Annotated in this window: 21 protein-coding genes; 18 read left to right on the forward strand and 3 right to left on the reverse strand. The window is 47.1% G+C overall.

Features of this window, described 5'->3' with window-relative positions:
• The 6 genes from ABCM67_RS12745 to glpK all read left to right on the forward strand — a co-directional run.
• On the forward strand, positions 1-1,204 hold a 1,204-nt coding region (locus tag ABCM67_RS12745; RefSeq protein WP_342992901.1), incomplete at its 5' end, for an FAD-dependent oxidoreductase.
• A gap of 5 nt (positions 1,205-1,209) precedes the next feature.
• Positions 1,210-1,581, forward strand: coding sequence for a DUF1667 domain-containing protein (locus tag ABCM67_RS12750; protein ID WP_044961717.1), 372 nt, complete (start codon positions 1,210-1,212; stop codon positions 1,579-1,581).
• A 298-nt stretch (positions 1,582-1,879) separates the two neighbouring features.
• Positions 1,880-2,611 carry a glycerophosphodiester phosphodiesterase gene (locus tag ABCM67_RS12755; RefSeq protein ID WP_147602820.1) on the forward strand — a complete coding sequence of 244 codons (732 nt, stop codon included), beginning with the start codon at positions 1,880-1,882 and terminating at the stop codon, positions 2,609-2,611.
• Positions 2,612-2,752: 141 nt separating this feature from the next.
• Positions 2,753-3,871: an Ldh family oxidoreductase gene (locus ABCM67_RS12760; protein ID WP_015527445.1), complete on the forward strand. Its 1,119-nt coding sequence runs from the start codon at positions 2,753-2,755 to the stop codon at positions 3,869-3,871.
• Between the two features lie 213 nt (positions 3,872-4,084).
• Positions 4,085-4,660 carry a glycerol-3-phosphate responsive antiterminator gene (locus ABCM67_RS12765; protein ID WP_015527444.1) on the forward strand — a complete coding sequence of 192 codons (576 nt, stop codon included), beginning with the start codon at positions 4,085-4,087 and terminating at the stop codon, positions 4,658-4,660.
• A 51-nt stretch (positions 4,661-4,711) separates the two neighbouring features.
• Positions 4,712-6,211 carry a glycerol kinase GlpK gene (gene glpK, locus ABCM67_RS12770; RefSeq protein WP_022426947.1) on the forward strand — a complete coding sequence of 500 codons (1,500 nt, stop codon included), beginning with the start codon at positions 4,712-4,714 and terminating at the stop codon, positions 6,209-6,211.
• 125 nt (positions 6,212-6,336) lie between these two features.
• On the opposite strand, the gene ABCM67_RS12775 is transcribed toward glpK, so the two are convergent.
• A complete protein-coding gene (locus ABCM67_RS12775) occupies positions 6,337-6,744 on the reverse strand; it encodes a DUF6465 family protein (protein WP_022426948.1) in 408 nt (135 codons plus the stop codon).
• A 171-nt stretch (positions 6,745-6,915) separates the two neighbouring features.
• Here ABCM67_RS12775 and holA point away from each other — a divergent pair, with 171 nt between their 5' ends.
• Positions 6,916-7,911, forward strand: coding sequence for a DNA polymerase III subunit delta (gene holA, locus ABCM67_RS12780; RefSeq protein ID WP_022426949.1), 996 nt, complete (start codon positions 6,916-6,918; stop codon positions 7,909-7,911).
• 3 nt (positions 7,912-7,914) lie between these two features.
• Here holA and ABCM67_RS12785 read toward each other — a convergent pair whose 3' ends face one another.
• Positions 7,915-8,487, reverse strand: coding sequence for a SprT family zinc-dependent metalloprotease (locus ABCM67_RS12785; RefSeq protein WP_022426950.1), 573 nt, complete (start codon positions 8,485-8,487; stop codon positions 7,915-7,917).
• 133 nt (positions 8,488-8,620) lie between these two features.
• Entirely contained in the window at positions 8,621-8,884 is a 264-nt protein-coding gene (gene rpsT / locus ABCM67_RS12790) for a 30S ribosomal protein S20 (RefSeq protein ID WP_022426951.1), read from the reverse strand.
• Between the two features lie 292 nt (positions 8,885-9,176).
• Between rpsT and gpr the strand changes: the two genes are divergently transcribed.
• The 11 genes from gpr to ABCM67_RS12845 all read left to right on the forward strand — a co-directional run bounded on the left by gpr (position 9,177) and on the right by ABCM67_RS12845 (position 23,818).
• The gene (gene gpr, locus ABCM67_RS12795; RefSeq protein ID WP_015527438.1) at positions 9,177-10,106 is read left to right on the forward strand and encodes a GPR endopeptidase; all 930 of its coding nucleotides are present in this window, start codon (positions 9,177-9,179) and stop codon (positions 10,104-10,106) included.
• 23 nt (positions 10,107-10,129) lie between these two features.
• Positions 10,130-11,491 carry a stage II sporulation protein P gene (locus ABCM67_RS12800; protein WP_342992904.1) on the forward strand — a complete coding sequence of 454 codons (1,362 nt, stop codon included), beginning with the start codon at positions 10,130-10,132 and terminating at the stop codon, positions 11,489-11,491.
• Between the two features lie 82 nt (positions 11,492-11,573).
• Positions 11,574-13,382 (forward strand): translation elongation factor 4, encoded by a 1,809-nt coding sequence (gene lepA / locus ABCM67_RS12805; RefSeq protein WP_147602821.1) that lies wholly within the window; start codon positions 11,574-11,576, stop codon positions 13,380-13,382.
• A gap of 11 nt (positions 13,383-13,393) precedes the next feature.
• On the forward strand, positions 13,394-13,780 hold the full coding sequence (locus tag ABCM67_RS12810) for a hypothetical protein (protein ID WP_021651885.1): 387 nt from the start codon (positions 13,394-13,396) through the stop codon (positions 13,778-13,780).
• Complete coding sequence (hemW, locus tag ABCM67_RS12815) at positions 13,770-14,906, forward strand: radical SAM family heme chaperone HemW (RefSeq protein ID WP_015527435.1); 1,137 nt, start codon at positions 13,770-13,772, stop codon at positions 14,904-14,906. Before ABCM67_RS12810 ends, hemW begins: the two co-directional genes overlap by 11 nt.
• 154 nt (positions 14,907-15,060) lie before the next feature.
• Positions 15,061-17,910 (forward strand): excinuclease ABC subunit UvrA, encoded by a 2,850-nt coding sequence (gene uvrA, locus ABCM67_RS12820; RefSeq protein WP_147602822.1) that lies wholly within the window; start codon positions 15,061-15,063, stop codon positions 17,908-17,910.
• A gap of 133 nt (positions 17,911-18,043) precedes the next feature.
• Complete coding sequence (locus tag ABCM67_RS12825; protein WP_022426956.1) at positions 18,044-19,027, forward strand: rod shape-determining protein; 984 nt, start codon at positions 18,044-18,046, stop codon at positions 19,025-19,027.
• A 125-nt stretch (positions 19,028-19,152) separates the two neighbouring features.
• The gene (locus tag ABCM67_RS12830; protein WP_147602970.1) at positions 19,153-21,426 is read left to right on the forward strand and encodes an ATP-dependent RecD-like DNA helicase; all 2,274 of its coding nucleotides are present in this window, start codon (positions 19,153-19,155) and stop codon (positions 21,424-21,426) included.
• Positions 21,423-22,130: a ComF family protein gene (locus ABCM67_RS12835; protein ID WP_243113512.1), complete on the forward strand. Its 708-nt coding sequence runs from the start codon at positions 21,423-21,425 to the stop codon at positions 22,128-22,130. Before ABCM67_RS12830 ends, ABCM67_RS12835 begins: the two co-directional genes overlap by 4 nt.
• A gap of 147 nt (positions 22,131-22,277) precedes the next feature.
• Positions 22,278-22,712 carry a hypothetical protein gene (locus ABCM67_RS12840; protein WP_129975786.1) on the forward strand — a complete coding sequence of 145 codons (435 nt, stop codon included), beginning with the start codon at positions 22,278-22,280 and terminating at the stop codon, positions 22,710-22,712.
• Positions 22,709-23,818: a hypothetical protein gene (locus ABCM67_RS12845; RefSeq protein ID WP_021651892.1), complete on the forward strand. Its 1,110-nt coding sequence runs from the start codon at positions 22,709-22,711 to the stop codon at positions 23,816-23,818. The genes ABCM67_RS12840 and ABCM67_RS12845 overlap by 4 nt, the downstream gene beginning before the upstream one ends.
• The last annotated feature ends 7 nt before the right edge of the window (positions 23,819-23,825 follow it).

Below are 23,825 nucleotides of genomic sequence, written 5' to 3' on the forward strand. Positions count from 1 at the left end.
GAGTATCCTGATCCTGGAACGTGATAAGGAACTGGGCGGGATCCTGAATCAGTGTATCCATAATGGATTTGGCCTTCATACATTTCAGGAGGAGCTGACAGGACCGGAATATGCGGCACGTTTTATCCGGATGGTAAAAGAGCAGCAGATCGAGTACCGGCTGAACACCATGGTCATGGATATCAGCCAGGATAAGGTGATCACTGCCATGAGCCGCCAGGAGGGAATGTATCAGATCCGGGCAAAAGCTGTGATCCTTGCCATGGGCTGCAGAGAGAGACCGCGAGGCGCACTGAACATTCCGGGATATCGTCCGGCAGGCATTTATTCTGCAGGAACAGCACAGCGTCTTGTAAACATGGAAGGCTTTATGCCGGGAAAAAAGGTAGTGATCCTGGGATCCGGTGATATCGGACTGATCATGGCCAGACGTATGACTTTGGAAGGTGCGGAGGTTAAGGCTGTAGCAGAGCTGATGCCATATTCCGGAGGCCTGAAGCGAAATATCGTGCAGTGCTTGGATGACTTTGGTATCCCGTTGAAGCTTAGCCATACAGTGGTTGACATAAAAGGAAAAGAGCGTGTGGAAGGAATCACTCTTGCAGAGGTAGACGAAAACAGACGCCCGATTCCTGGTACAGAGGAATTTTTTGAATGCGATACGCTTCTTCTTTCTGTTGGTCTGATCCCGGAGAATGAGCTTTCCGGACAGGCAGGTGTGAAGCTGAGCAATGTGACTTCCGGACCGGTGGTAAACGAAAGTTTGGAGACAAATGTAGAAGGTATTTTTGCCTGCGGAAATGTTCTTCATGTTCACGATCTGGTGGATTTTGTTTCGGAGGAAGCCGGCAATGCAGGAAGAAATGCGGCTCTCTATATAAACAACAATGGAGAGGACAAAATACCGGAAGAGATAAAGATCACGCTTTCGCCCCAAAACGGAGTCCGCTATACAGTGCCGTCTGAGATCCGTACCGGTCATATGGCGGAGGAGCAGCTGGTCCGCTTCCGTGTGGGAAATGTATATAAAAATTGTTACATCCGTGCATATCTGGATGGAGAACGGATCTTTTCCAGAAAAAAACAGGTGGCAGCACCCGGAGAGATGGAACAGATCAAATTGAAAAAAGAGCAGCTTCTTTCCATTCTGGAAGGAAAACAGAAACAGGATAAACATGAACTTGTGATCCAGGTGGAGGAGTGATGAAAATGGAAAAAAGGAATCTTACTTGTATCGGATGTCCTATGGGATGCGCCCTTCTGGTGGAAATGGATGGAAAAGAGATCATTTCCGTCACAGGAAATACCTGTAAAAAAGGTGCGGAATATGCAGTGAAGGAAGTGACAGATCCGACCAGGATCGTGACAACGACCGTGCGTGTGAAGAATGGAAGCATGCCGGTGGTGTCAGTAAAGACAGCACAGGATATTCCGAAAGGAAAGATTTTTGACTGTGTGGAAACGCTGCGGGATGTATGTGTGGAAGCGCCGGTTCAGATCGGGGACGTGATCCTGGAGAATGTAGCAGGCACAGGCGTGGATATCGTGGCTACAGGAAATGTGAAGCAGATCATACAGTGATCTGCAAAGGATATATATGGCAATCTGTATGCTTATAATATGTCAGCCCTCCGGCAGACAAAGCGAATAAAATAAACCTGAAAAGGCTTTTTTATCGCTTTGTTTGTCATGAAATAAAATATACAAAATGCACAAAAAATATTAGTGCTTAAAAGAATGATTAATTAAAAAATAACAAAAAAATATATAAAAATCGATAAAAAATGTTGAAAATAAATAAACGCTATGATATAATCAGAAATATGAATTAGCAAAAATGCTCATAACGATGTAATGCATTGAATGGAGGATGATTAGAATGAAAGTATTTGGACATCGTGGTTTCAGCGGAGAATATCCGGAGAATACAATGCTGGCGTTTCAGAAGGCTGTGGAGGCTGGTTGCGAGGGGATCGAGCTTGATGTACAGCTGACCAAGGATCTGGTTCCGGTGATCATGCACGATGAGAAGGTTGACCGTACCACAGATGGAAACGGATATATCTATGATCTTACATATGCTGAGCTGTGTAAACTGGATTGCAGTTATCCGGATAAGTTTGCCGGAAAATTCGGCAGGCTTCAGATTCCGACTCTGAGAGAGTATTTGGAGTGGATGGCAGAGGAGGAAGATCTGATCACAAACATCGAGCTGAAGAACAGTGTTTATTATTATGGTGGTATGGAAGAGAAGGTCATTGATATGATCTGCGAATATGGTCTGGAGGATCGGATCATCCTTTCCTCTTTCAATAACGCATCCATTGTATTGTGCAGACAGAGTGATGAGACTATTGCAGGGGGCTTTCTGGTAGAGAAATACGTGGATAATGCAGGGGTTTATGCAAGAACCTGTGATGTGCAGTATTATCATCCGAATCTGGAATACCTGAAGGAAGAACATGTACGCAGCTGTTCCCAGAACGGGATCGGGGTGAATGTCTGGACTGTAAACGAGGAAGAGGATATGAGAAGGATGAAGAAATGGGGAGTAAACTCCATCATCACCAATTATCCGGACAGAGGAAGAGCAGTGGCAGACGAGAATTGAAACTGTAATGCAAAGACGCTTTCTGTAAGGTACATACAGGAGGCAGGCTAAATTTGAAATCTCCGGCAGGAGGGGGTCCTGCTGCAGATCTATATAAGCAAAATAAAAAAACTATAATAATGTATATGGAGGATTTTTACAATGGAGAAAGAAACAAGACCTTTTATTTCCTGGCAGCTTGCAGACGATTTTATGACTGCAGTATTTGAGAAAATGGGAGTTCCGACGGAGGATGCAAGACTTTGCGCTGATGTACTTCTGGAAAGTGACAGACGTGGAATCGAGAGCCATGGCTGCAACCGCTTTAAACCGATCTATATCGACCGTATCAAATCCGGAATCTTAAATCCTGTAACAAAGATCGATATTCTTAAAGAGACACCGACAACTGCAGTTCTTGATGCTAACGATGGTATGGGAATGGTAGCCAGCAAGAAGGCTATGGACATGTGTATCGAAAAAGCACATAAATACGGCATGGGTATGGTTGCAGTCCGTAACTCTTCCCATTATGGAATCGCAGGCTACTGGACAGGTCTCGCAGCAAAGGAGAATATGATCGGTATCAGCGGTACTAACGCAAGACCATCTGTTGCACCGACATTTGGTGTTGAGAATATGCTTGGAACCAACCCATTAACATTTAGTATGCCTACAGATGAGCCGTTCCCGTTTACACTGGACTGTGCAACATCTGTTATCCAGAATGGCAAGATCGAATACTACGCACGTATCAACCATGATACTCCTAAGGGTCTTGTTATTTCCAGAGAAGGAGAGGAGCTTACAGATAGTGCAGAGATCCTTAAGAAGATCAGAAGCCAGCAGGCAGCACTTGCTCCTCTCGGTGGATTTGGTGAGACAACCGGAGGATATAAGGGATACGGATACTCTACGGTTGTTGAGATCCTTTCCGCTGCTCTTCAGTCCGGTCTCTTCCTGAAAGCTCTGGATGGTAAGGATGAGGAAGGAAAGATCCGTCCATATCATCTTGGACATTTCTTTATTGCTATCGACACAGAGGCATTTATGGGTGCAGAGGCATTCAAGAAAACATGCGGTGATATCCTGAGAGACCTGAGAGGCTCCGAGAAGGCTCCTGGACAGGAACGTATCTACACAGCAGGCGAGAAGGAATATGATGTATGGATGTATCGTAAGGATAAGGGAGTTCCGGTGACAGAGGCAGTTCAGAAAGAGTTTATCGGACTTCGCGATGAATTCGGACTTACACAGTTCAAATTCCCGTTTGAGAAATAATGTATCTGCAGAAGGGAAGTCCATAGGGGCTTCCCTTCTTTTACCAGAGAAGAAGATTGTCTGAGAATTGTAATACAGCCGGAAATAAAACAGATATATTTGGCAAATGCGTCTGGTCTTTGAAGCAATAAACTGATACAATAAGAATAATATCTTCAAATAATGCGCGGAGATAAAATGATATTGTGTGAACATTGCGGAGGAAGAGAGAAGATGAACAAAGAATTTCTGGACGCGATCGAGGCGAACCCGATCATAGCGGCTGTAAAGGATGAGCAGGGGCTTCAGAACTGTTTGGGCAGGGAGGAGCTTACCGTGATCTTTATCCTGTATGGAGATATCCGTTCTATTGGGGGAATTGTGGAGCGGATCCACCAGGCGGGGAAGATCGCGATGGCACATATAGACCTGATCACAGGTTTAAGCTCAAAAGAGGTTTCTGTGGATTATATTTGTAAAAATATCCATGCAGATGGGATCATTTCAACAAAAGCATCCATGATCAACAGGGCGAAGAAGCTTGGAATGTATACAGTTCTGCGTTTTTTCCTTATTGATTCCATGGCGATCAAGAATATTGAGAATCTGGGAAATCAGCATGAGCAGCTGCCGGATGTGGTAGAGGTTCTGCCGGGGCTGATGCCGAAGATTCTTAAACAGATATGTAAAACAAGCAAGGTGCCTGTGATCGCAGGCGGTTTGATCTCCGATAAGGAGGATGTGATGGGAGCCCTGGGTGCGGGGGCAGCAGCGGTTTCCACTACAAATCAGAAGGTATGGGAATTATGAGGCTGCAGAGGCACTGAGCCGCAGCCAAGAAATGTATTGGAGGATTTTTATATGGCAAAATATGTTATGGCGCTGGATTCCGGAACGACCAGTAACCGCTGTATTCTTTTTGATGAAAGCGGAAGGATCCGCAGTGTGGCACAGAAGGAGTTTATCCAGCATTTTCCAAAACCGGGATGGGTAGAGCATGATGCAGGTGAGATCTGGTCCACACAGCTTTCTGTTGCCAGAGAGGCTATGAACCAGATTGAGGCAACGGCAGAGGATATTGCAGCGATCGGTATCACCAATCAGAGAGAGACCACCATTGTCTGGGATAAGAATACGGGACAGCCGGTTTATCATGCCATCGTATGGCAGTGCAGGAGAACCTCAGAATACTGCGACAGCCTGAAAGCAAAGGGACTGGAAGAAAAATTCCGTCAGAAAACAGGACTTGTTATTGATGCGTATTTTTCTGCCACCAAGGTAAAATGGATCCTGGATAATGTGGAGGGTGCCCGCGAAAGAGCAGAGAAGGGTGAGCTTCTGTTTGGTACCGTGGAGACCTGGCTGATCTGGAAGCTGACCAAGGGAGCTGTTCATGTAACAGATTATTCCAATGCGTCCAGAACCATGATGTTCAACATCAATACACTGGAGTGGGATGATGAGATCCTGGAGGAGCTTGATATTCCGAAATGCATGCTCCCGCAGGTAAAAGAGTCCAGTGAGATTTATGGTGAGACAGATCCGTCCTTTTTCGGTGGAAGGATCCCGGTAGCCGGTGCTGCCGGGGACCAGCAGGCGGCGCTGTTCGGACAGGCCTGCTTTGAGAAAGGTGAAACCAAGAATACATATGGAACCGGTGGCTTTCTTCTGATGAATGCAGGAGATAAACCGGTATTTTCCAATAACGGGCTGGTTACAACCATCGGATGGGGACTTAACGGAGAGATCACTTATGTTCTGGAGGGATCCGTATTTGTGGCTGGTGCTGCGATCCAGTGGCTTCGTGATGAGCTTCATCTGGTGGATTCCGCATCGGATACCGAGTATTTTGCGGGAAAGGTACCGGATGCAAACGGCTGCTACGTCGTGCCTGCATTTACAGGACTTGGAGCTCCTTACTGGGATCAGTATGCCCGTGGCACGATCGTGGGATTGACCCGTGGTGTAAATAAGTATCATATTGTGCGTGCGACTTTGGAATCACTTGCATATCAGGTCAATGATGTGCTGGAGGTTATGAAGGAAGATGCAGGAAGTGACCTTGCAGTTCTTCGTGTAGACGGCGGAGCAAGTGCAAACAATCTTCTCCTGCAGATCCAGGCCAATATCAGTAATGTGGCTGTAGAACGTCCGGAATGTATTGAGACAACTGCTCTTGGTGCCGCATATCTTGCAGGTCTTGCTGTGGGATTCTGGGAAAGCAAGGAGGCAGTACTGGAAAGCCGTGATGTGGAACGTATTTTCCGCACGGAGATCGATGATGAGAAGCGAAATGCCATGGTAAAAGGCTGGAGAGCTGCAGTAGGCTGCTCCAGAGACTGGATCAAAAAGATCCAGTAAAAGATAAAAAAGAAAAGTCATGCAGCGGGACCGGATGAAAATGTCCTGTGCATGGCTTTTTTGCGTTTCCGGAATGTCACAGACAGACCGGCATATAAGCGATCGCGGAACAGATCCGCCGGAGCTTACAGAGTGGTCAGATCGATCCTGTAATCGTCGGAACCCGTTCCGTCAGCAGTGTAGTAAGCTGCTCTTTCTTCTGCATTTACATAGATGTGGAGCTCTTTGCCTTTCAGGCCCTTTGCTTCTGCATCTTTCTTAACAGCTGCCTCAAGGTCGGCAACTGTGATGGATGTCTCAAAAATTTCAAGTGTGATGCCGCTGATCTTATGATTTTTTACAGTGTTCTTAACTTCTTCTACTACTTCTGGTGCCTTGGCTGCTACAGTCTCTGTTGCCTTTTTGACTGCTTTAACGGTTTTTTCAGCTGCAGGTGTTTTTTCAATCTTTTCTACAGTTGATTTCACGGTAGCTTTGGCCTTGGTGGTTGCGCTCTTCAGGTTGCTTGTTCTGCTGTTTCTTCTTTTTTCCATAATGGAACACTCCCTTCCACATATTTCGCTGACAGAACGGATCTGCCGGAATATGTACCTGTTTACAGTAGCATGAATCCGGTGGAAAGTCAAATTTTTGCTTGGGTGTTGCATTTCCGGCAGTTGTCGTATAAACTGGATTACAGAGAAAATCAGACAGGGGTACAGAGATTGAAGAATATTCAGGAAGATATTAAAACAGGAAAATTTAAGCAGGCATATCTCCTTTACGGTGAGGAAGCCTATCTGAAACAACAATATAAAAGAAATCTGGTGAAGGCTCTGAACCCGGACGATGATACCATGAATTTTACCAGATATGAGGGGAAGGGGATCGATGTCCGGGAGCTTTTGAGTCTTTGTGATACCATGCCCTTTTTTGCAGAGCGAAGAGTAGTCCTTCTTGAGGATACGGGATTCTTTAAGAACAAATGCGAGGAACTGGCAGATTATATGAAAGCTCTGCCTGATTATCTGTATCTAGTGTTCTGCGAGTCTGAAGTAGATAAAAGAAGCCGTATGTACAAGGCGGTAAAAGCCTGCGGCAGCATCGGGGAATTTAAACAGCAGGATGAAAAGACTCTTATGCGGTGGGCAGCAGGGATCCTTGGAAAAAATGGCCGCAGGATCACCCAGAGAGATGTGGAGCTTCTGCTGACCATGACGGGAACAGATATGGGAAATATAAGGATGGAGCTGGAAAAGCTGATCTCCTATACGGTCGGAAGAGATGTTGTGACGGCTGCAGATATCCAGGCTGTCTGTACCACGCAGACAACCAATAAGATCTTTGATATGGTGCGTGCGGTGACGGAGAAGAACCAGAAGCGGGCCCTGGATCTGTACTATGACCTTCTGACCCTTCGGGAACCGCCGATGCGGATATTGTTTCTTTTGGCGAAACAGTTTCGTCAGATCTGCCTGACCAAGAAAATGTCACAGGAGGGTCTTTCTCAGACCGAGATCGCTTCCAAACTGGGAGTACCCTCTTTTGTTGTGCGGAATCTGGCATCCTGTGCCAGATCCTACACTGTGGAAGAGCTGGAGAATGCTGTGCGGGATTTTGTGGATGCGGAAGAGGCGGTAAAGACAGGTACACTTGGAGATGTGCTCAGCGTGGAGCTTCTGATCGTGAAGTATAGCTCGGCGAGAGCAGTGAGAGCCTGAGTTTTACGGAGACGGGTTCTGCCACAGGGTCGCTCCGTTGTCCCTGAGCCATTTTTCGCAGGCTTTATACTCTGGCATCACAGATGCCACCACTGCATAAAAGGCAGGGGAATGATTCATTTCTTTTCTGTGGGAAAGTTCGTGTACTACAACATAATCCAGGACTTTTTCCGGGGCGAAGATCAGCCGCCAGTTGAAATTCAGGTTTCCTTCGCTGGTGCAGCTTCCCCAGCGGGTTTTTTGTTCCCGGATCGTGATACGGCCGTAGGTTACGCCCATTTTTCTGGCGTAGGCTGCGGTTTTTCTTTTGAATATTTTTCTGGCGGATTCCATATAATAACTGCGGCGGAATTCCGAAAGAGGCGGGTTTTCAGCCTGGGGCTGTGCCGGCCTGGAGGCAGAGTGGGAGAGGTGCTTCAGGATCCAGCTTTCTTTCTGGGAGAGAAAACGCTGGATGGTGGAATCTGGCATTGTGTGCGGAGCACGGACAGTCACCTGACCGGAAACGCTGACCTGGATCGCCAGGGTTTTCCGGCTACTGCGGATAATGCGGTAGGGAAAGGGATGAGATATCATAAAAAAACTCCTTTTGGTCAATACAGAAAGCTATATACAAAACAGAAATCTATATACAAAAAAGACAGTCGCTGACGGTTCGACTGTCTTTCCTTTTACTTATAAGCTTATAACTAAAATATTCCGTGGTCTATTACGCAATGCTGTTGACAGCTTTGGAAAGACGGGAAATTTTTCTGGCGCAGTTATTTTTGTGATAAACGCCCTTGGATGTAGCTTTGCTGATTGTGGAGATTGCATCCTTAAGAGCAACCTCTGCAGCTGCCTTATCCTTATTCTCAACTGCTGTCTCAACTTTCTTGATGGAAGTCTTAACTGCAGAACGGATTGCTTTGTTTCTTGCAGCCTTAGTGCTGTTAACTAAGATTCTCTTCTTTGCGGATTTAATGTTAGCCAATTCGTACACCTCCGATTCCTTAAAAATATAATATTAAATTACATTCACAGGAACAGACACGGGCGCTCCTATGAAACATGCTTATATATATTATTATACGTGCACAGGAATGTCAAGATGTTTTTCGCAAAAATTCAAAAAAAATATGCAAAAACTACCAGATGCTGTGGGAAAAAGGTAAAAAGATACATATTTATGGCAAAAGGGGAAATAGTAAAAGGGAAAACACCGGAAAAGCTGCAGGCAGCAGCGAAAAAGTCTTTGCAATCTTACAGAAAAAGAGGATGAGAGTATGGCTGGAAGGAGCAGAATCAGAACAGACCTGGCGCTGGAAGCAACGGAACGCTTTCAGGCGGAAAACGTAGAAGTACGTGGAGTAGAGATCAGGGAAAGATACGACGAGGAAAAGGATGTTCGGACTACCGTAGTGCGGATCACAACGGAAAACGGAGCCAGGACCATGGGAAAACCACAGGGAACCTATATTACCATTGAGGCACCGGATCTTTCCGTTCCGGATGAGGATTATCACAGGGAGATCTCGGAAGAAGTGGCACATCATTTGAGGGAGCTGATCGATCTCGGACGGCAGCAGTCGATCCTGGTGGTAGGCCTTGGAAATCAGGAGATCACTGCGGATTCCCTTGGCCCCCGTGCAGTTTCCAATCTTCATATGACAAGGCATGTGATCCGGGAATATGGGCTGAAGAGCAATGAACATATGAAAATGCATCAGATCAGCGGGATCGTTCCGGGTGTGATGGCACAGACCGGAATGGAAACCCTGGAAATTGTTCGGGGTGTTGTTTCGGAGACAAAGCCGGATTTGGTGATCGCCGTAGATGCGCTGGCGGCCAGAAGTACGACAAGACTTAACCGGACGATCCAGATCACGGATACCGGGATCAGTCCGGGCTCCGGCGTGGGGAATCACAGGGAAGGCCTGAATGAAGAAAATCTTTCGGTCCGTGTGATCGGGATCGGTGTTCCGACTGTGGTGGATGCGGCTACTATTGTCCATGATTCCATGGCAGAGCTTCTGGAGGCGCTGGAGGAAGATGAGCAGAAGGAGTTTCTGGAAGAAATGATCTCACCGAAGCTTTACACCATGTTTGTAACACCAAAGGATGTGGATGAAACGGTACGATATTTAAGCTTTACCATTTCCGAGGGACTGAATCTGGCTTTTTCCGATAGTCTAATCGAAGAGGACAGGTCATAAAATACCATAAGAGGTGATCGTTGGTGACGAATATCCAGAGGGCTTTCTGCGTGGTTTTGAGCCTGATCTTCCTGGGTGTGGTGGCTGTCCTTCCGGGAGATTTTTTCAGGCATGGTGAGATCTACAGACAGCTGCCGCTGTATTGCTTTCTGGAAAAGAAAGCTCTGCAGAAGGAAAATGGCAGAGACCGGGAAACAGAGATGCTTTTGCAGAAAAAAAACGCAGAGCATCTGGGTGAAGAAGTGGAAGCAGAGAACCGAAAAGAGCAGGAGACGCTGCTGATGGCCGAGGCGGAAGAGGCGGAGAAGAAAGAAGCCCTTCAGAAGAAGGAAGAGCTTCAAAAGAAAAAAGAAATTCAAAAGAAAGAAGCGGAAGATACAGAGAAAAAATCTCCTGACGGCAAAAAAAATGAAAAGGAGACTGTTAAGGGAAATACAGAACAGGAAGTTGCTGAGCCAGAAATTACAGAGCCGGGAGGTTCAGAACAGGAAGCTACGGAGCCGGGGGACACAGAACCGGAGACTCCTCCGTCAGAGGAGAACCGATCCGGTGAAAATACTGCGAAGGAACAGGAGACTGTGACACTGCCACATCCGCAGATTGACTTGTCTCAGGCGAAACTGGCAGATTTTGACTATGTGATGAATCAGTTTTTTATATTGGATTCCAATACGGAAACGAATGCGCAGCAGATCAGTGCGCCCCGTTTTCTGAAGGAGGATCTGTCCGTTAAAAAGGATTCATCGGTACCCCAGATCCTGATCTATCATACCCATTCCCAGGAGGCTTTTGCAGATTCAAGAGAAGGACAGACTGAGGACACCATCGTAGGAGTGGGAGATCATCTTACTGAACTTCTGGAAAAAACATATGGATACCAGGTCATTCATATAACAGATGCCTTTGATATGATGGGAGGAACACTGGACAGGAGCAAGGCTTATGATTATGCCAGGGCCTCCATAGAAAAAGTGCTGGAAGAAAACCCCACCATTGAAGTTGTGATCGACCTTCACAGAGATGGTGTGCCGGATGACCGGCATCTGGTAACTCAGGTGAATGGAAAACCTACTGCTCAGCTGCTTTTTTATAATGGATTAAGCTATACAGTCAGTCAGGGGGCAGTGAGTTATCTGCCCAATCCTTACATAGAAGAGAATCTGGCATTTTCCTTTCAGCTGGAATATCAGGCGGCACAGTATTACCCCGATCTTTACCGGGGAATCTATCTGGCAGGTCTTCGCTATAATCTGCATCTTAAGCCACGTGCGCTGCTTCTGGAGGCCGGAGCGCAGACAAATACCGTGGAGGAAGTCCGAAATGCCATGGAACCTTTTGCAGATATCTTAAACAGAGTTCTGAAAGGCAGTGACAAAGAAGACTGAAATATGGTATGATAAAGAGCAGTATGGAAAAATATGCGTTCTGAACGCTTTATACGAGAGAAATTTAAGGAGGACTTCCTGAATGATAGACCAGAGTAAAATTCGGAATTTTTGTATCATTGCACATATCGACCATGGCAAGTCAACACTTGCGGACCGTATCATCGAGATGACGGGACTTCTTACCGAGAGGGAAATGCAGGCCCAGGTTCTGGATAACATGGACCTTGAGAGAGAACGAGGGATCACCATCAAATCCCAGGCGGTTCGTATTGTATACAAAGCCAAGGACGGAAATGAATATATTTTTAACCTGATCGATACCCCGGGACATGTAGACTTTAACTATGAGGTTTCACGAAGCCTTGCTGCCTGTGACGGAGCGATCCTTGTTGTGGATGCAGCACAGGGAATCGAAGCTCAGACACTTGCCAATGTATATATGGCACTGGACCATGATCTGGATGTGGTTCCGGTGATCAACAAGATCGACCTTCCAAGTGCGGATCCGGAGCGTGTTATCAATGAGATCGAGGATGTGATCGGAATTGAGGCGCAGGATGCACCGCAGATCTCCGCAAAAACAGGACTGAATGTAGACCAGGTCCTGGAGCAGATCGTCAATAAGGTCCCGGCGCCGTCGGGGGATGTGGATGCACCGCTGAAGGCTCTGATCTTTGACTCTGTTTATGACCCTTATAAGGGCGTTATCGTATTTTGCAGAGTGAAGGACGGACGTGTGAAAAAGGGCACGAGGATCCATATGATGGCGACCGGATTTACCACGGAGGTTGTGGAGGTTGGATATTTTGGAGCGGGTCAGTTTATCCCATGTGACGAGCTGACAGCAGGCATGGTCGGATATATCACAGCCAGCATCAAGAATGTCCGTGATACCCGCGTGGGTGATACGGTAACGGATGCGGACAACCCCTGTACAGAGGCGCTTCCGGGGTATAAGAAGGTAAACCCTATGGTTTATTGTGGCCTTTATCCGGCAGATGGTGCCAAGTACGGCGATCTCCGTGACGCACTGGAGAAGCTTCAGCTCAACGATGCTTCCCTTTATTATGAACCGGAGACATCGGTCGCTCTTGGATTTGGTTTCCGCTGCGGCTTCCTGGGACTTCTTCATCTTGAGATCATTCAGGAGCGTCTGGAGAGAGAGTATAACCTGGATCTTGTAACTACAGCACCGAGTGTTATCTATAAGGTCTATAAAACCAATGGTGAGATCATCGAGCTGACCAATCCCACCAACCTTCCGGATCCTTCAGAGATCGAATACATGGAAGAGCCCATGGTGAAGGCAGAGATCATGGTAACCACAGAGTTCATTGGTGCGATCATGGATCTCTGCCAGGAGAGACGCGGCCAGTATGAAGGCATGGAATATATGGAAGAAACCCGTGCACTCCTGAAATACAGACTGCCGCTGAACGAGATCATCTATGATTTCTTTGATGCACTGAAATCACGTTCCAGAGGTTATGCATCTCTGGATTACGAATTGGACGGATATGAGAGAAGTGAGCTTGTGAAGCTGGATATCCTTGTGAATAAAGAAGAAGTGGATGCTCTTTCCTTTATCGTGCATGCAGATACTGCTTACGAGCGCGGAAGAAAGATGTGTGAGAAGCTGAAAGACGAGATCCCGAGACAGCTCTTTGAGATCCCGATCCAGGCAGCTATCGGAAGCAAGGTCATTGCCAGAGAGACGGTAAGAGCCATGCGTAAAGACGTACTTGCCAAGTGTTACGGTGGAGATATCTCCCGTAAGAAGAAGCTTCTGGAAAAACAGAAGGAAGGTAAGAAACGTATGCGTCAGGTAGGTAACGTGGAGATCCCGCAGAAGGCATTTATGAGTGTCCTGAAGCTGGATGATAAATAGGAGATGACTTTTTGAAAAAAAATATAAAAAAACTGTTTCTGGCAGCAGGACTTCTGGCTATAACAGGAGCTCTGCTTACCGGATGTGGTTCAAAGAAGAAAAATGCAGAAGAGGAAAGTGTGATCAAAATCAGTACAGCGCCGGAACCGACTGCCACTCCTGATCCGAAAACCGTAGATCCGGATGCAGTGACGAGCAATGGAAATCTGACAATGGTCAATGAGTACCTGGCAGAAAACGGCAGTGAGGCATTGGGGATCGATGGCGTGACACCGACACCGGCTGCTTCGGATGGAAGCACGGATAATGCGGATAGTGCCGGTGAAGATACAAGCTCCGATGAGGATAATGATACATCAGGTAGTGGTGGAGAGGAAGGAGCCATGGATGGAGAATGAGGCGAAAAAACCGCTGGAGCTCTATATCCATATTCCGTTTTGTGTAAAAAAATGCGATTACTGTGATTTCCTTTCCGGACCTGCCGGAAAAGAGAGGCAGCGTGAATATTTCCAGGCTCTGGAAAGGGAGATCGCTGCTGTTCCGGATTTTTCGGACAGGGAGATCACCACAGTTTTTATCGGCGGAGGAACACCTTCCGTGCCGGATCCGTCTCTTGTTGGAGAGATGCTGGATCAGATCAGAAATAAGTTTTTTGTGGCCCCGGATGCTGAGATCACCATCGAAGCAAATCCGGGGACTTTATATAAAGAAAAACTTCAAATATATCTGGAACACGGAATCAACCGACTAAGTCTGGGACTTCAGTCCCCGCAGAATCGGGAATTAAAGATCCTTGGAAGGATCCATACGTGGGAAGAGTTTCAGGAGAGCTTTTTTATGGCAAGGGATGCAGGCTTTTCCAACATCAATATTGATCTGATGAGTGCCATTCCGGAACAGACCTATGCTGACTGGGAAAAAAATCTCCGCACGGTGGCAGGGCTTTCGCCGGAACATATTTCCGCCTACAGTCTGATCATTGAGGAAGGCACTCCTTTCGGGGAGAGAAAGCTGAAATTGCCGGATGAGGATACGGAGTACCGTATGTATGAGAATACGGCAGGGATCCTGGAGGAATATGGGTTTCATCAGTACGAGATCTCCAATTATGCGAAAGGCGGACGGGAATGCCGTCATAATAAGGGATACTGGCAGAGGATCGATTATCTGGGACTGGGACTTGGGGCGTCTTCACTTCTGGAGCATATGCGTTTTTCCAATACTGCGGATATGAAGGAATATATTGGAAACAGTGCGTTTCCGGATAAGATCCGCCAGAATATGGAAAGCCTTACAGAGGCAGATGAGATGGCTGAGTTTATGTTTCTGGGGCTTCGGATGACAGAGGGCGTTTCAATGGAAGCGTTTGCGGAATATTTCGGAAAAAATATGGAAAACGTTTACGGAGAGGTCCTGAAAAAACATCTGGAGATCGGAATGCTGGAACAAAAAGGAGACAGGATATATCTTTCGAGAAAGGGAATCCATGTGAGCAATGGAGTGATGGCGGATTTTCTGCTGTAGAAAAATTTGTCGATTTTTTCACCTTGACGAACGGATGTTCTGACGGTATACTGATAAAAAATCAGAAGTTTTACAGCGGAATAAGAGAGGTAGATTCTGCTGTTGAGAAGAATACCGGAGTATTTTTTATGACCGGACAGAGTAGGAGGCTTTCATGTCAGCAGAAGCAAACGATAAGAAGCGTTTTATTAGGATACGCGGAGCCAATGAGAATAATCTTAAGAATCTTAGCGTCGATATTCCCAGAGACCAGTTTGTGGTACTTACCGGACTCAGTGGCTCCGGTAAGTCATCTCTTGCATTTGATACCATTTATGCAGAGGGACAGAGACGTTATATGGAGTCACTTTCTTCCTATGCGAGGCAGTTCCTGGGACAGATGGAGAAACCGGATGTGGAGAGTATCGAGGGCCTTCCGCCGGCAATCTCCATTGATCAGAAGTCAACGAACCGGAATCCCCGTTCTACAGTGGGTACGGTAACGGAGATCTACGATTATTTCCGACTTCTGTATGCCCGTGTGGGAATCCCGCACTGTCCCAAATGTGGAAGGGAAATCCGCAAACAGACGGTAGATCAGATGGTGGATCAGATCATGACGCTTCCGGAACGCCAGAAGATCCAGCTTCTTGCACCGGTAGTGCGGGGCCGCAAGGGAACCCATGTTAAACTTCTGGATCAGGCCAGAAGAAGCGGATATGTGAGAGTGCAGATTGACGGAAATCTCTATGAGCTTTCTGAGGAGATCAAGCTGGATAAGAATATCAAACATAACATTGAGATCGTTGTGGATCGACTTATTGTGAAACCGGGAATAGAGAAGCGTCTTTCCGATTCTATTGAAACCGTGCTGGATCTGGCGGATGGTCTGCTGGTAGTAGACACTATGGACGGGAAGCTTCTGAATTTCAGTCAGAGTTTTTCCTGTCCGGATTGCGGCATCAGCATTGATGAGATCGAACCCAGGAGCTTTTCCTTTAATAATCCATTTGGTGCCTGCCCGCAGTGTCTGGGTCTTGGATATAAGATGGAATTTGATATCGATCTGATGATTCCGGATAAGAAACGGAGTATCAATGAAGGGGCTATCGCTGTTCTCGGATGGCAGTCCTGTACTACGCAGGGAAGTTTTTCCAGAGCAATCCTGGATGCCCTGGCAAGGGAATATGAATTTTCTCTGGATACACCTTTCTGCGAGTATCCGAAGAAGGTACAGGATATCCTCATCCATGGTACCGGCGGTCATTCTGTGAAGGTTTATTATAAAGGACAGCGGGGAGAGGGCGTTTACGATGTGGCGTTCCCGGGACTGATTCGCAATGTGGAGCAGAGATACCGTGAAACCGGTTCCGAGGCCATGAAGCAGGAATACGAGAGCTTTATGCGGATTACTCCGTGCACCACATGTAAGGGACAGAGGCTGAAGAAGGAGTCACTGGCAGTGACCGTGGCGGATAAGAATATTTATGAAGTGACCAATATGCCGGTACAGAAGCTGCAGGGCTTTTTCCGCGATCTGAAGCTTTCAAAGCAGCAGGAGCTTATTGGAAGACAGATCCTGAAGGAAATCCGCGCCAGGGTTGGATTTCTGGCAGAGGTTGGCCTGGAGTATCTTTCACTTGGAAGAGCTACCGGAACCCTTTCCGGCGGAGAAGCTCAGAGGATCCGTCTTGCCACACAGATCGGATCCGGGCTTGTGGGGGTTGCATATATCCTGGATGAGCCGAGTATCGGGCTTCACCAGAGAGATAATGACAAGCTTCTGGGGGCACTGATGCGTCTCCGTGATCTTGGCAACAGTCTGATCGTGGTGGAGCATGATGAAGATACCATGCGTGCTGCAGACTGTGTCATCGATATCGGCCCCGGAGCCGGAGAACATGGCGGACAACTGGTCGCAATGGGGACAGCTGAGGATCTGATGAAAAATGAGGAGTCTGTGACAGGAGCTTATTTAAGCGGAAGGCTGAAGATCCCGGTACCGGAAGTGAGGAAGGAACCAACCGGATTTCTTCATATAAAGGGTGCGGCAGAGAACAACCTGAAGCATATCGACGTAGATATTCCTCTGGGAGTGATGACCTGTATCACAGGTGTTTCCGGCTCCGGTAAGAGTTCTCTGATCAATGAAATCTTGTACAAGAGACTTTCCAGAGACCTGAACCGTGCCAGAGTGATCCCCGGGAAACATGATGACATCCTGGGTATCGATCAGCTGGATAAGGTGATCAATATCGACCAGTCCCCAATCGGAAGAACTCCCCGTTCCAATCCTGCCACATATACCGGAGTTTTTGACCAGATCCGTGATCTTTTTGCAGCCACCGCAGATGCCAAGGCAAAGGGCTACAAGAAAGGCCGTTTCAGTTTTAATGTCAAGGGCGGACGGTGCGAGGCCTGCAGCGGTGACGGAATCATCAAGATCGAGATGCATTTTCTTCCGGATGTATATGTGCCTTGCGAAGTCTGCAAGGGCAAACGTTACAATCGTGAGACTCTGGAAGTGAAGTATAAGGGCAAGAGTATTTATGATGTATTGAATATGACTGTGGAAGAAGCACTGACATTTTTTGAGAATGTACCGTCGATCAGGAGAAAGATCGAGACCTTGTATGATGTAGGGCTTTCCTATATCCGTCTGGGTCAGCCCTCCACCACTCTTTCCGGAGGAGAAGCACAGCGTATCAAGCTTGCCACAGAACTCAGCAAGCGCAGTACCGGAAAGACGATCTATATCCTGGATGAGCCTACCACAGGACTGCACTTTGCGGATGTCCACAAGCTGATCGAGATCCTGCGCCGTCTGTCTGAAGGAGGAAACACCGTTGTGGTCATTGAGCACAATCTGGATGTGATCAAGACGGCGGATCATATTATTGATATCGGACCGGAAGGCGGTGACAGAGGCGGAACGGTAATTGCCAGAGGAACTCCGGAGGAAGTAGCAGAGAATCCGGTTTCCTACACCGGTAAATATGTGAAAAAATATCTGGAACAGAAATAACCGGTAAAAGTTCTTTTCAATTTCTGTGGTTTTGTATATAATGAAGTGCGGGAACGTTCCGGCACAGACCGGAACAGAATAAGTCAGAAATGCGTCAGCATACAGAATGCGTATGACGCAGGCGGGAGGATTTATGCCGGCAAAGGATATTGGAATCGATCTGGGAACCAGAAACAGTCTGGTGTTTTCCACAGGCAAGGGAATCGTTTTAAGAGAGCCCTCTGTGGTTGTTTATGATAAAGATACAGAGAAGATCAGAGCAATCGGTGAGGAAGCCAGACAGATGGCAAGCCATCTGACTTCCAATATGGAAGTGATCTGGCCAATCCGAAGAGGTGTGATCGTAGATTATAATGTAATGGAAAAGATGCTGAAATATTTTATTTCACAGGCTATGGGACGGAGAGCGTTCCGGAAGCCGAGAGTCAGCATCAGTGTTCCGAGCGGGATCACGGAGATTGAGCGTAAAGCAATTGAGGAAGCTGCCTATCAGTCAGGAGCCAGGGAAGTTTTTCTTGTGGACGAGCCTATCGCTGCTGCTATCGGGGCAGGTGTAGACATTACCAAGCCATTTGGCAATCTGATCGTGGACATCGGTGCAGGGACCACGGATGTTGCGGTCGTATCCGTAGGAGGTGTGGTTGTTTCCGCTTCTGTGAAGGTTGCAGGAGATAATTTTGATCATGCGATCATGAATTATGTACGTGAGAAGCACAGCCTCTTTATCGGGGAGGATGCAGCGGAGAATATAAAGATCAAGATCGGAACAGCCAGTGAAGAAGCGGATCTTCGCACGATGGAGGTCAAGGGCAGAAATATCATCACAGGACTTCCGAAGGTGGCAACACTGACTTCTGAGGAGATCCGGACCGCTTTGCGGGAAACGACCGGACAGATCGTAGAGACAGTCCATGGCGTTCTTGAGAAAACACCGCCGGAGCTGGCGGCAGATATCATGGACCGAGGAATCGTTCTTACAGGCGGAGGTGCCATGCTGCATGGAATGGATGCATTGATCGAGCAGAAAACAGGAGTCAGCACATTGACGGTGCAGGATGCAATGCTTGTAGTGGCTGCCGGAACAGGAAAATATGCGGAAATCATGTCAAGGATGTAAACCGTTATGAGGCGTCCGGACGGCACAGGGTCAGAGAAGAGACTGCCGAAGGAAACTCATACAGATAAGGCGCTGCAGCTGCAGTGCCTTTTGCTGTTATCAGAGGTTTACAGATGGAGAAAAAGATGAGTGAGACAGTTACAGGATATATAGATCATGTGATCTTCCGAAATGAAGATAATGGATATACGGTCATGGTACTGAAAGGGATGGAAGAGGAACGGGAACTGACCTGTGTGGGGACATTTCCTGCGATCACCCAGGGGGCTGCCATTGAAGCTTCCGGAAATTATACAACACATCCGGTGTATGGTAAACAGTTTCAGATATCCTCCTACGTAGAAAAAATGCCGGAGGATGCACTGGCCATGGAACGCTATCTGGGTTCCGGCGCGATCAAGGGGATCGGTGCGGCACTGGCAGCCAGGATCGTACGTCGTTTCGGCGATGATACCATGCGTATTGTGGAGGAAGAACCGGAGCGGCTGGCTGAGATCAAGGGAATCAGCGAAAAAAAGGCCATGGAGATCGCAGAACAGATGACGGAGAAAGCAGATATGCGCCGCGCTATGATCTTTCTCCAGAAATACGGGATATCACTGAATCTCGGCGCAAAGATCTATCAGAAATACGGACAGACTGTGTATGGAGTCCTGCAGGAGAATCCGTATCGCCTTGCAGAGGATATCAGTGGTGTGGGATTTCGTATCGCAGATGAGATCGCTTCCCGGATCGGGATCCATACAGATTCAGATTACAGGATAAGAAGCGGAATGTTGTATACTCTTCTGCAGGCTTCAGGAGAAGGCCATATCTATCTTCCGAAGGAGGAGCTTTTTTCCAGGGCATCCGGACTTCTGGGCGTAGATCCCTCCTACATGGAAAAACATCTCATGGATATGGTAGTAGACCGGAAATTGATCCTGAAAGAAACAGAAGACGGTGCAGTTGTCTATCCCACACGATATTATTATCTTGAGCTGAATTCAGCCAGAATGCTCTGTGAGCTGAACATCCTCTGCCCGGAAGATGAGGAGATGATGGAGAAACGGATCAACAGGATCGAAAAGGAGACAGGAACCCGGTTAGATGAAATGCAGAAACAGGCAGTGGCGGCAGCTGCCAGTCATGGTCTGTTCATTCTGACCGGCGGGCCGGGAACCGGAAAGACTACAACGATCAATGCGATTATCCGTTATTTTGAAGAGGAAGGCGCTGAGCTGCGGCTTGCAGCTCCCACCGGCCGTGCAGCCAAGCGAATGACAGAGGCTACCGGATACGAGGCTCAGACGATCCACAGACTTCTGGAGCTGAATGGAATGCCGGAGGAAGAGCAGGAAGGCCGTGCAGTTCATTTTGACAGGAATTCGGAGAATCCGCTGGAAGCGGATGTGATCATCATTGATGAGATGTCCATGGTAGATATCGCACTGATGCATTCATTGCTTCTTGCAGTGACTGCAGGGACCAGACTGATCCTGGTAGGTGATGAAAATCAGCTTCCCAGTGTAGGCCCGGGAAATGTTCTGAGGGATATTATCCGCAGCGGCTGTTTTCCGGTAGTAGAGTTGAAAAAGATTTTCCGCCAGGCATCCGAAAGTGATATTGTGGTGAATGCCCATAAGATCAACCGGGGCGAGCAGGTGACCATCAATAACAAGAGCCGGGATTTCTTTTTTCTGAAAAGATATGATGCGGATATCATTATCCGTGTGGTGATCGCGCTGATCCAGGAGAAGCTTCCGCGTTATGTAGATGCAAAGCCCTATGAGATCCAGGTGCTCACGCCTATGCGTAAGGGACTTTTAGGTGTGGAGCGGCTGAACCAGATCCTTCAGAGATATCTGAACCCGCCGGATGAAAAGAAAAAGGAGAAAGAGATCGGACAGCGTCTTTTCCGTGAAGGGGATAAGGTGATGCAGGTGAAGAACAATTACCAGCTGGAGTGGGAAATCCTTGGACGATACAAGATTCCTGTGGATAAAGGTGTGGGCGTGTTTAACGGAGATACCGGTATTATGACGGAGATCAATGAATTTGCGGAAACGGCTACCGTGGAATTTGAGGATGGCAGACAGGCAGAATATTCCTTCAAACAGCTTGAGGAACTGGAACTTGCCTATGCAGTGACCATACATAAGTCCCAGGGCTCAGAATATCCGGCAGTGATCCTTCCGATCCTTTCCGGACCAAGGATGCTGATGAATCGGAATCTTCTGTATACAGCAGTGACCAGAGCCAGAAAATGTGTTACCGTAGTAGGCAGCGAGACCACTTTTGCGGAGATGATCCGTAATGAAAAACAGCAGCAGAGATACAGCTCTCTGGACAGACGGATCCGGGAGCTGGATGAATCTGAACAGAAAGAGAGCGCCATCGGGGAGAAAGGACTTTCTTGAAAAAAACAGCAGATTTTTTACTGGACATGCTTTACCCGAAAAAATGCCCGCTGTGTCATCAGATACTGAAAGAAAAAGACCGGCTGATCTGCCCGGAGTGTTCCGGAAAGGTCAGGCCTATATCCGGTCCCAGGTGTATGAAATGCGGAAGACCGGTAAAAATGGAAGAGGAATACTGTGAAGACTGCCGCAAGGGTGCCCATCATTTTACGGAGGGCAGAAGTATTTTCTGGTACGGAGAGGTCTGGAGACAGTCTCTGGTACGATTTAAGTATTACGGATGTCGGGAATATGGGGATTTTTATGCAAAGGCAATGAGCGTCTTCGGAAAAAAATATCTGGAACGGTGGAAGCCTGATCTGATCGTTCCCGTTCCTCTGCATCCCAGAAAAAAAAGGATGAGAGGTTTTAACCAGGCAGCATATCTGGCAGAAAGGCTCAGTGTTCTTACAGGGATCCCATGGAATGGGCATCTGGTAAAGAAGATACGAAGCACAAGATCTCAGAAAAAACTTAATGCCATACAGAGGCGTCAGAACCTGAAAAATGCATATCAGGTAACCGAAAGGATCCCGGGTTTTTCTGTACTTGTGGTGGATGATGTATACACAACAGGAAGTACGGCAGATGCCATGGCAATGTGTCTTCTTGAGGCCGGTGCAGAGAAAGTTTATTTTCTGACAATATGCGCAGGAAGGGCATGAAACAGCCGAAAAAACACTTTTCATAGGTATGGAACTATGCTACAATAAATTTGATTGCAGTTAAACAGTATAACTGTATGGAAAGCGTAATGCGGATCATATATTGGGGATTTTCCTGATAAAGAAAGCTTATGAGGAGTTATTTTTATGGTAAATGAAGAAAAAGTGAAGATCATGAACCGTCTGGCTATGTATGAACATGGCGAAGGCAGGAAGTATCTTCCGGTGAGCAGATATTATCGAAGTGATTATATTGGACTTGCACTGATCAGAAACTTTTTTCTGGTAACGATCGGATATGTATTGGGACTTGCAGGCGTTGCCGCATATTTCAGCGAATATCTTATGGATAATGTGAATAAGATTAATCTGGTCAAGGTTGGAATCTATATCATCGTCGGTTATCTGATCGTGCTTGTTGTATATTCGATACTGACCTACATCCAGTATTCTGTGAAATATTTCCGGGCAAAAAAAAGTGTCAGGGAATATTATCAGGATCTTACAAGACTGGAAAAAATCTACGGGCGGGAGGAAAAAAGAAATCCGGTCCGGAGAAATGCAGGAGGACATAGAAAATGACAGCTTTACTTGAGATCAAACAGAATATCAAAAGATTTTACGGACAATATGAAGTATATATACTGCCGGTCCTGAAGTTTGTTCTGGCATTTGCCTATTTTCTCTGGATCAACAGCAATATGGGTTACATGAAACAGCTGGATAATATTTTTGTTGTCCTGATCCTGGCGCTTGTATGTTCGATCCTTCCGGTTTCCGTGATGATGTTTCTGGGATTTGCGTTGATGATCGGGCACTGTTATGCAGTCGGGATCGAAACGGCAGGATTTATGCTGCTTCTTATTCTGTTGATGCTGATCCTGTTCCTAAGATTCAGCAGGTCACAGAATCTTGCAATGATCCTTACACCACTTTCCTTCGGATTTGGTGTTCCTGCACTTATGCCGATCGGAGCAGGCCTGCTGGGTAGCGCATTGTCAGCGCTTCCGGCCGGATGCGGTGTTGTGATCTATTATTTTATACGGTTTGTACATGCACAGTCGGCGGCACTCAGTGATCCTGCTGCAGAGATCACAGAAAAACTGAAGCTGATCTCTGACGGACTTGTCCACAACTGGGCAATGTGGATCACGGTGATCGCGTTTGTGGTAGTGATCCTGTTTGTGAACCTTCTGAGAACACGGGCGTTTGATTATGCATGGAGGATCGCTGTCATTGCCGGTGGCGTGATCTATATCCTGGTTATCCTTGCCGGAGATTTCTGCCTTAGTATTACGGTAGCCATGGTGCCGATGATCCTGTCCACAGTGATCTCCGTACTGGCAGGATTTGTTCTGGAGTTCTTTGTTTTTGGCGGAGATTACAGCAGAACAGAACGTCTGGAATATGAGGATGATGAGTACTATTACTACGTAAAAGCCGTTCCGAAGGCATCAGTCGCCACTTCTGAGAGAAGTATCAAAAAAATCAATGCGGAGCCGGTAAAAGAAGAAAAAAAAGAAGACAATGTTGTGTCTTTCAGTGATGATGTATTTCCTGAGAAGAACGAAATGCATACAGTAAAGATGCCGGATATGGTTTCCGAAAATACAGTAAGTGAGAAACCGCAGGGATTGGACAAGATCGATTTCGAAAAACAGCTGGAGGAATCGCTGAAGGATCTTTAAACAGGAA

The organism is Blautia sp. 2227st1_G12_2227SCRN_220401 (assembly GCF_039062885.1).
Taxonomy (GTDB): Bacteria; Bacillota; Clostridia; order Lachnospirales; family Lachnospiraceae; genus Blautia_A; species Blautia_A fusiformis.

What these genes read in the sequence shown, in the direction of transcription:
- ABCM67_RS12750 (WP_044961717.1), top strand. Translation starts at nt 1,210, where the DNA reads ATGGAAAAAAGGAATCTTACTTGTATCGGATGTCCTATGGGATGCGCC.
- ABCM67_RS12755 (WP_147602820.1), top strand. Translation starts at nt 1,880, where the DNA reads ATGAAAGTATTTGGACATCGTGGTTTCAGCGGAGAATATCCGGAGAAT.
- ABCM67_RS12760 (WP_015527445.1), top strand. Translation starts at nt 2,753, where the DNA reads ATGGAGAAAGAAACAAGACCTTTTATTTCCTGGCAGCTTGCAGACGAT.
- ABCM67_RS12765 (WP_015527444.1), top strand. Translation starts at nt 4,085, where the DNA reads ATGAACAAAGAATTTCTGGACGCGATCGAGGCGAACCCGATCATAGCG.
- glpK (WP_022426947.1), top strand. Translation starts at nt 4,712, where the DNA reads ATGGCAAAATATGTTATGGCGCTGGATTCCGGAACGACCAGTAACCGC.
- ABCM67_RS12775 (WP_022426948.1), bottom strand. Translation starts at nt 6,744, where the DNA reads ATGGAAAAAAGAAGAAACAGCAGAACAAGCAACCTGAAGAGCGCAACC.
- ABCM67_RS12785 (WP_022426950.1), bottom strand. Translation starts at nt 8,487, where the DNA reads ATGATATCTCATCCCTTTCCCTACCGCATTATCCGCAGTAGCCGGAAA.
- gpr (WP_015527438.1), top strand. Translation starts at nt 9,177, where the DNA reads ATGGCTGGAAGGAGCAGAATCAGAACAGACCTGGCGCTGGAAGCAACG.
- lepA (WP_147602821.1), top strand. Translation starts at nt 11,574, where the DNA reads ATGATAGACCAGAGTAAAATTCGGAATTTTTGTATCATTGCACATATC.
- hemW (WP_015527435.1), top strand. Translation starts at nt 13,770, where the DNA reads ATGGAGAATGAGGCGAAAAAACCGCTGGAGCTCTATATCCATATTCCG.
- uvrA (WP_147602822.1), top strand. Translation starts at nt 15,061, where the DNA reads ATGTCAGCAGAAGCAAACGATAAGAAGCGTTTTATTAGGATACGCGGA.
- ABCM67_RS12825 (WP_022426956.1), top strand. Translation starts at nt 18,044, where the DNA reads ATGCCGGCAAAGGATATTGGAATCGATCTGGGAACCAGAAACAGTCTG.
- ABCM67_RS12830 (WP_147602970.1), top strand. Translation starts at nt 19,153, where the DNA reads ATGAGTGAGACAGTTACAGGATATATAGATCATGTGATCTTCCGAAAT.
- ABCM67_RS12840 (WP_129975786.1), top strand. Translation starts at nt 22,278, where the DNA reads ATGGTAAATGAAGAAAAAGTGAAGATCATGAACCGTCTGGCTATGTAT.
- ABCM67_RS12845 (WP_021651892.1), top strand. Translation starts at nt 22,709, where the DNA reads ATGACAGCTTTACTTGAGATCAAACAGAATATCAAAAGATTTTACGGA.